The sequence below is a fragment of the Aeromicrobium sp. genome (genome assembly GCF_036675695.1).
Taxonomy (GTDB): Bacteria; Actinomycetota; Actinomycetes; order Propionibacteriales; family Nocardioidaceae; genus Aeromicrobium.
In genome coordinates this window covers 1-5,594 of the sequence record NZ_JAKFEL010000269.1, presented here as the reverse complement: position 1 = coordinate 5,594, position 5,594 = coordinate 1, and the positions used below count along the sequence as shown (strand labels likewise).

The window sequence follows — 5,594 nt, the reverse complement described above, 5'->3', positions numbered from 1 at the left end:
ACGTAGTTGATGGGGTCTTTGCCTTCGGGTACGTCGATGATCATGCTTTGACCGTCCTTGAGAGCTTGCCTACGGCTGGGATGAGCGGAACCTGGAGTGCGTCGTACAGACCTGGCTCGTTGTCCTTGAGCCAGGGGATCGAGTTGACGATGCGGCCGACGGCCGTGGCGTTGCCGCCTGCAGCCCGGTTGCCGCCCTCGTCGGTTGCTTCGACGTTGACCTCGATGCGCGGCCGACCTTCGATGATGACGCGGTGAGCGCCGTCGCCGCCGTCGGGCGGTGAGGGCCAGTCGGGCGCGCAGTCAGGGTGGATGCGGGTGACGTGCTCGACGATGATCTTGACCTCGCCGTCGATGACGCCCTGCACCTCGAAGCGCAGCGCGCCCTGGGTGCCCTTCTCGAACGTGCCCATCGCGGCGTTCTCTACTGTCTCGTCCAGCGCCCGGCGTTCGACGTGCTCGGTGATCTCATCGATCTCGACGCCGAGCGCCTTGGCGATGAGCCGCACCTGTCCGCCCCAGACCATCGACGGGATCGTCGGAGCCACCATCGGCGGCTCGTAGTCCATCGGCTCGCCCATGCCGATCAAGAACCGTACGGAGTCCTGTTGGTCGTACGTCGTGTAGTCGAAGATCTCCTGGCATCGGATCTGGTCGATCGTCGAGGCCAAGCCGCTGATCAACACCGGAAGGATGTCGTTGCCCCAGCCCGGGTCGATACCGGAGACGAACAGCGAACCGCCGCCCTCCTTGATCGCCGCGTGGATCGGGTCGCGGAACTCCGCCGGAGCTGAGTCGGGGTCGTACATCCCGTAGAGCGAGGGGGTGACCACCACGATGCCGAGGGCGATCGCCTTGTTGATGTCGGCGAGCGCCTCCTCGGGCCTGATCTCGCCGGATGCCGCGTAGACGAGCGCATCAATGCCAGCGAGCGTGCCGTCGATGTCGTCAGTTGCAGCAACGCCAAGCGCGCGACCGACATCGGACAGGTCACCGGCGTCCTTGCCGACCTTCTCGGGGTTGTGCACGATCACCGCGGTCAGATCGAGATCGGGGTGTGCGTCAACCGCGCGAATGGACGCGCGTCCGACGTTGCCCGTTCCCCACACGGCGGTGCGGATCATCAGCGGAGGCGAGTCTTGCGCATGAGCTTGAGCGACGTCTGGGTCTGCTTGGCATAGGCGTCGTACGTCTGCTTGCCCTGCGGCCCCATGATCTGCTTCTTGAGCACGCCGATGTTCTGAGCATCGGTGTACTTGAGCAGACCCTGGTCTCCGTGGCGGGCGCCGACGCCGGAGTTCTTCAGGCCGCCTGAAGGCGTGCCCTTCGAGGCGTAGGCAGTCGCGAGGATGTCGTTGATGTTGACGTTGCCCGAGTCGATGCGACGAGCGACATCCTTGGCGTGATCGAGGTCCTTGCTCCAGACCGAGGCGTTGAGGCCGTAGTCGGTGTCGTTGGCGAGAGCGATGCCCTCGTCCTCGGTCGCGAAGCGGTAGAGGCCGACAACGGGACCGAACGTCTCGGTCGATCCGGCAAGCATGTCCTTCGTGACACCCTCGAGGATCGTCGGCTCGAAGAAGGCAGGACCGAGGTCGGGACGGGCGTTGCCGCCCGTAAGGACCTTGGCACCCTTCGCCTTGGCGTCCTCGACGTGAGAGACGACGCGGTCCTTGTGGTCGACCGACACGAGCGATCCCATGTCGGGAAGGAAGTCGTACGCAGCGCTGACGTTGAGCTTCTGCGTCTCCGCCACGAACTTGTCGCGGAACTCGTCATAGATCGAGTCGTGGATGTAGAGGCGCTCGACGTGCATGCAGATCTGGCCGGAGTTGCCGAAGCCGCCGAAGAGCGCAGCATGCACGGCCTCGTCGACATTGGCGTCCTCGAGCACGAGCATCGGGTTCTTGCCGCCCAGCTCGAGGCAGCAGCCAATGAGGTTCTTGCCGGCGAGCTCGCCGATCACGCGGCCGGTCGCCGTCGAACCGGTGAACATGACGTAGTTGGAGTTGGCCAGCATCGGGCCGCCGACATCGGGGCCTTCGCCGCAGATGACCTGAACGAGGCCTGCCGGGATGCCAGCCTCCTCGAGGAGCTGGATGCCGAAAAGCGGCGACAGAGCGGTCTTGTTGTCCGGCTTGAGCACGACGGCGTTGCCGGCAATCAGCGCTGGGATCGTGTCGGAGACGCCCGTCGCGAACGGGAAGTTCCACGGCGCGATGATCGCGACGACACCCTTGGGGCGGCGGACCTCGGTCGAGTACGACAGGAACGGCACCGGTCCGGCGTGCTTGCGGTCCTTGAGCAGCTTGGGCGCGCGCTTGATGTAGTGACTCGCGCCCATCGGGATGTCGCAGGACTCCTCGAAGGCCATACGACGGTTCTTGCCGCTCTCGGCCTGGATCAGGTCGGTGATGAGCATCTGGTTGTCGATCACAAGGCGGTGGAACTTCTTCATGACGCCAAGCCGCTTCTTGACCGACCACGAGCCCCAGATCTCCTGGGCGGCGCGTGCGTCGGCGCAGGCCTGGACGATGTCGCTCTCGGACGACTGAGGGAGCTCGACCAGCAGATCGCCGGTGTAGACCTCGGTCAGCTTCCACGTGTTGCCGGTGCTGCCGGGTACGCGCTTCACCAGGCTGTCGAGGAACTCCGGCGTCAAGCTGGCCGGTCGCGTCGTCATGAACCGAGCACCAGGTCGGCGGCCTTGTCGCCGATCATGATCGAAGGTGCGTTCGTGTTGCCACCGATGATCGACGGCATGATCGACGCATCCGCAACGCGCAGACCCTCGATGCCGCGGACCTTGAGGTCTGGACCGACGACCGCGCGGTCATCTGTGCCCATCCGACAGGTACCGACTCCGTGATAGACGGTCGTGGCCCGGTTGAGGACCTCGGCCTTCATGTTCGCCGCGTCGTATTCCGGGCCCGGGTGCAGCTCGGCCTTGACGTTGCCGGCAAACGCGGCCGACTTCATGATCTCGCGGATGATCTCGACACCCTCGGCCAGCACCTGCTGGTCGCCGGGCTCGGCGAGGTAGTTCATGTCGATCAACGGCGCCGTGGCGGCATCGGCCGACGCGAGACGGATCGTGCCGCGGCTACGCGGATAGATCAGCGTCGACATCACGGTGATCGCCTTGCGCGGATCGACCTGGTGACGGACCGGCGCGTCCTGGTTGGGCGACGGATAGGCCCAGGGCAACACGTGCAGCTGGAGGTCAGGAACGTCGGTGGCGAGCGACGTACGTACGAAGGCCACCGTCTCGAACACGGAGTTCTCGAGGAACGACCCGCCGACCGTGAGCTCCTTGGCGAGGCCGCGGGCGAAGTAGGACGCCTTCCCCTTGTGCTTGGCGTTGGGCATGATCCACGTCGTCGGGACGAACAGGTGGTCGTGGAGGTTTTCGCCGACCGGGAGGTCAGCCTTGACCTCGATACCGTGCTCCTTGAGGTGGTCGGCGGGACCGACACCCGAGAGCATGAGCAGCTGGGCGGAACCGATGAATCCGGCCGAGAGGATGACTTCCTTGCCGGCGCGAAGAGTTCGCCGATTGCCCTTCTTGTCGAGGATCTCGACGCCGGTTGCCCGGCCGTTCTCGATCACGACCTTCTGCGCGTGGACCTCGGTCAGGACCTCGAGGGTCGGCCGATCGGCGTTGGTGATGTAGCCGCGTGACGACGAGTAGCGCTTGCCGCTGTCGGCGCTTTGCTGGAAGTGGCTCACGCCCTCCTGCTCGGCAGCGTTGTAGTCCTTGAGGATCTTGACGCCGAGTGTGTCGGCGGCGGCCTGTTCGAACTGCAGCGCCGCTTCGGTCCGCTGGGTGTGGCGCTGGACCTTGATCGGTCCGCCGGCACCGCGGTAGTCGTTCTCGCCGTCTTCGAAGTCTTCGACGCGCTTGTAGGTCTCGTTGACCGAGTCGGCGTCCCAGCCGGTGTTGCCCTCTGCCGCCCAAGAGTCGTAGTTGGCGCGGTTGCCGCGCACCCAGAGCAGGCCGTTGACCGAGCTTGAGCCGCCGAGCACCTTGCCGCGGGTCTGCGGGATGACACGGTTGTTCATGTGCTTCTGGGGCGTTGTGTAGTAGCCCCAGTCGACCGTCTTCTTGATCTTGGGCTCGGCGTGCATCGGGCCGATCATGCCGGGCTTTGTCACCAGCATCGAAGAGTCCTTCTTGCCCGCCTCGAGCAGAATCACGGATGCGCCGGATGCGGCGAGACGTGACGCAACGGCGGATCCGGCACTGCCAGCACCGACGACGATGTAGTCAGCCTCGTCGCGGCCAGAACCGTTGCGACCAGTGTTCTTTGCCATGAATGTCTCTCTTGTCAGATTCGTTCGATGATGGTGCCCGATGCCTGCGCCCCTCCGGCACACATCGAGATGAGGGCGGTGCTGGCGTCGCGGCGTTCAAGCTCGTGCAGCGCAGTGGTCAGCAACCGGGTGCCGGTCGAGCCGACAGGGTGACCGAGGGCGATGGCGCCACCGTTCACGTTGATCTTGTCCTCGGGCACGGAGTGGACCTTGGCCCACGACATGACGACGCCGGCAAAAGCCTCGTTGACCTCGCAGATGTCGATGTCGGAGATCGACATACCGCTGTCCTTGAGGAGCTTCTCGGTTGCCTGGACCGGTCCGTCTAGGTGGTAGTACGGGTCGGTGCCGACCAGGCAAGAGGTGATGATGCGAGCGCGCGGCTTGAGTCCGAGCGACTCGGCGAGGTCGGAGTCCATCAGCAGCAGGGCGGATGCGCCATCTGAGATCTGCGAGGAGGTGCCTGCGGTGTGCGTACCTTCGGGCATGACGGGCTTGAGCGTGGCGAGCTTCTCGAGTGAGGTCTCGCGGATGCCCTGATCGGCGTCGACGATCTGGGTGTCGCCGGTCGGCTTGCCGTCCTCGTCGAGCACGGGTGCCTTGATGGCGAAGATCTCGCGGCTGAAGTGTCCGGCGTCGCGGGCGGCCTTGGCCTTCTCCTGCGACCACAGGCCGAATGCGTCGACCTCTTCGCGGGAGAATCCACGGTCGTGGACGATGCGGTCGGCACCCACGAACTGGTTGGGCAGGTCGATCGACCAGTCGTCAGGTCGGGGATCGCCGGTGCCGGGAGGGACGTTTGCGCCCAGCGGTACGCGTGACATCGACTCGACTCCACAGGAGATGCCAGCCTTGATCTGGCCGGCGGCGATCATCGCGTGGATTAGGTGCGTGGCCTGCTGAGCAGATGAGCACTGGGCATCAATCTGCGACGAGGAGGTGGCATTCGGGAGGCCGGCATGCATCCACGCTCGACGGATCATGTTGTTGGACTGCTCGCCGGCGGAGGTGACGTTGCCTCCAATCACCTGGTCGACGAGGTTGGCGTCGATCCCAGCGCGAGAGATGACCTCGGACTGCGTCATGCCGAGAAGAACGGCGGGGTGGAGTCCGGCTAGTACGCCATTCTTCTTGCCTTGTGGCGTGCGGACGGCATCGACAATTACAGGGGTGCCCATAGGGTAAAACTAGAACACGTTCTCGTCTTGCACAAGCCTTCCGATTGGACCGGACCCGTGTAAGGATAGAATCAGAACTAGAACGTGTTGCAGAAAACCGACTAGG

General features: G+C 64.6%; 4 protein-coding genes. All 4 read right to left on the bottom strand.

All coding sequences use genetic code 11. The features are described from left to right. Positions 1 to 40 precede the first annotated feature (40 nt). Genes V6M39_RS18015 through V6M39_RS18000 form a run of 4 tightly spaced genes read right to left on the bottom strand, consistent with a single transcriptional unit; the run spans position 41 to position 5,488 of the window. Positions 41 to 1,123: an NAD(P)H-dependent amine dehydrogenase family protein gene (locus tag V6M39_RS18015; protein ID WP_332645200.1), complete on the bottom strand. Its 1,083-nt coding sequence runs from the start codon at positions 1,121 to 1,123 to the stop codon at positions 41 to 43. Beyond that, positions 1,123 to 2,679 (bottom strand): succinic semialdehyde dehydrogenase, encoded by a 1,557-nt coding sequence (locus V6M39_RS18010; protein ID WP_332645199.1) that lies wholly within the window; start codon positions 2,677 to 2,679, stop codon positions 1,123 to 1,125. Before V6M39_RS18010 ends, V6M39_RS18015 begins: the two co-directional genes overlap by 1 nt. Then, positions 2,676 to 4,310: a GMC family oxidoreductase gene (locus V6M39_RS18005; protein WP_332645198.1), complete on the bottom strand. Its 1,635-nt coding sequence runs from the start codon at positions 4,308 to 4,310 to the stop codon at positions 2,676 to 2,678. Before V6M39_RS18005 ends, V6M39_RS18010 begins: the two co-directional genes overlap by 4 nt. Positions 4,311 to 4,324: 14 nt before the next feature. Continuing rightward, positions 4,325 to 5,488: a steroid 3-ketoacyl-CoA thiolase gene (locus tag V6M39_RS18000; protein ID WP_332645197.1), complete on the bottom strand. Its 1,164-nt coding sequence runs from the start codon at positions 5,486 to 5,488 to the stop codon at positions 4,325 to 4,327. Positions 5,489 to 5,594 lie beyond the last annotated feature (106 nt).

Bases quoted from the DNA above. Each gene is read 5' to 3' on its own strand.
- V6M39_RS18015 (WP_332645200.1), bottom strand. From the start codon at position 1,123: ATGATCCGCACCGCCGTGTGGGGAACGGGCAACGTCGGACGCGCGTCC.
- V6M39_RS18010 (WP_332645199.1), bottom strand. From the start codon at position 2,679: ATGACGACGCGACCGGCCAGCTTGACGCCGGAGTTCCTCGACAGCCTG.
- V6M39_RS18000 (WP_332645197.1), bottom strand. From the start codon at position 5,488: ATGGGCACCCCTGTAATTGTCGATGCCGTCCGCACGCCACAAGGCAAG.
- V6M39_RS18005 (WP_332645198.1), bottom strand. From the start codon at position 4,310: ATGGCAAAGAACACTGGTCGCAACGGTTCTGGCCGCGACGAGGCTGAC.